This is a genomic window from Chryseobacterium mucoviscidosis, assembly GCF_002177115.1.
Taxonomy (GTDB): Bacteria; Bacteroidota; Bacteroidia; order Flavobacteriales; family Weeksellaceae; genus Chryseobacterium; species Chryseobacterium mucoviscidosis.
Genome location: NZ_MVAG01000101.1, coordinates 1 through 1,353 on the forward strand (window position 1 = coordinate 1; position 1,353 = coordinate 1,353).

Here is a 1,353-nt window from a genome sequence, read left to right on the forward strand (position 1 = left end):
CTTTGTTTTGGGGATAAAGGTTACAATACTGCTTTATGGAAAGATTTCTTTCAGCAGGGACTGAAAATTATTACCAAATCAAAAAGTAAAGCCAAAGCAAAGCTGATGCTGCTCAATGAGCGTTATAGCTAACTCAATATATTTCGTCAAGTGATAAATTTTTGAAAAAGTTCATACGGATCACACCTTAACTTTCTCCTTATACTTTTAGCCTGTGCCCACTTCTTTTCAATAGGATTTAAATCGGGGCTGTAGGGAGGCAGAAACAGAATAGAATGTCCACTTTTTTCTATGGCAGCAATACTATCGGATCTTTTATGGAAGGTTGCATTGTCCATTATCAGGACTGACTTTGGAGGAATCGAATAAAGGAGCTCCTGAGTTACCCAGGCATGAAAAACATCGGCATTGATATTTCCTTCAAACAATCCTACATTGAGGATATTAAAATCCAGAATAGCTCCAATGGCGTTCACTCTTCCTTTATTATGCCAGTCTTTAACCCCGTAAGATCTTGTTCCTTTTAAGCTGTAGCTGTAATCCCTTGGTGCATCGGTAGCAAAACCACTCTCATCAATGTAGATAATGTTTCTTTGTTCCAACTGTTGATAATGAAACAATTGATTTTGAAATTCAGCTCTTTTAATAGGATCAGACTTGGGATGAGTCAGTGTTTTTTTTAACACTTATATTTAAACGTCTAAGGGCATAGAGAATACAATTGGGACTGACTCCAAAGAAAGCAGCTCTTTCATACTGGTAGGCATCAGGAAATTTTTCTACATGTTTCTTTAAAGCTTCCATATCGATCTTCGTAGCGGGTTTATTTCTTTTCCCAACAGGAATAAGGTTTTGTTTACAGCGGAAAAAGGTTCGGGTGCTTATTCCAAAACGTTTACAAACAGCCTGATCAGTAAGCTTTTCCTGTTCTTTTATTTTAAATACTTGTTTACGAAAATCTAAACTATAACTCATACAGCTAAGATAAGACTTTTTATAATGAGCCTGCTATATATGCTTTTCAAAAGTCCTTCAATAGAAAGTGTGAACGATATTTTTACTTCCGTCTTTGATCTGGAGCATTCCAGACACCGAAATCCCGATAATGCTTTAACCCATATGATCTCTGCCATATGCGCATATGCGCCTATTGTTTTTATCCGGAAAAACCATCGGTAAATTTCCCCAACTGGATAAATGCATAGATGGCAAGGACAACTAAATATAATTCAATATTTTAGCGTCGAGTTCACGTTAGATTAAGATGAGAGATGGAGAGTTATACGCAAAAAAAAAGTCTCATAGATTAATTTCTATGAGACTTTTAAATAAAAACTGGCGGCGACCTACTCT

At 36.3% G+C, this 1,353-nt stretch carries 3 protein-coding genes; 1 reads left to right on the forward strand and 2 read right to left on the reverse strand.

Going from position 1 to position 1,353, the window contains the following annotated elements:
* Positions 1-146 precede the first annotated feature (146 nt).
* Both B0E34_RS06580 and B0E34_RS06585 read right to left on the reverse strand, forming a co-directional pair.
* Positions 147-686: an IS630 family transposase gene (locus tag B0E34_RS06580; protein WP_228423030.1), complete on the reverse strand. Its 540-nt coding sequence runs from the start codon at positions 684-686 to the stop codon at positions 147-149.
* Positions 652-975, reverse strand: a complete 324-nt coding sequence (locus B0E34_RS06585) for an IS630 transposase-related protein (RefSeq protein WP_087708016.1) — start codon at positions 973-975, stop codon at positions 652-654. The genes B0E34_RS06580 and B0E34_RS06585 overlap by 35 nt, the downstream gene beginning before the upstream one ends.
* Before the next feature lie 24 nt (positions 976-999).
* Between B0E34_RS06585 and B0E34_RS21105 the strand changes: the two genes are divergently transcribed.
* Positions 1,000-1,179: a hypothetical protein gene (locus tag B0E34_RS21105; RefSeq protein ID WP_123956564.1), complete on the forward strand. Its 180-nt coding sequence runs from the start codon at positions 1,000-1,002 to the stop codon at positions 1,177-1,179.
* Positions 1,180-1,353: the final 174 nt, after the last annotated feature.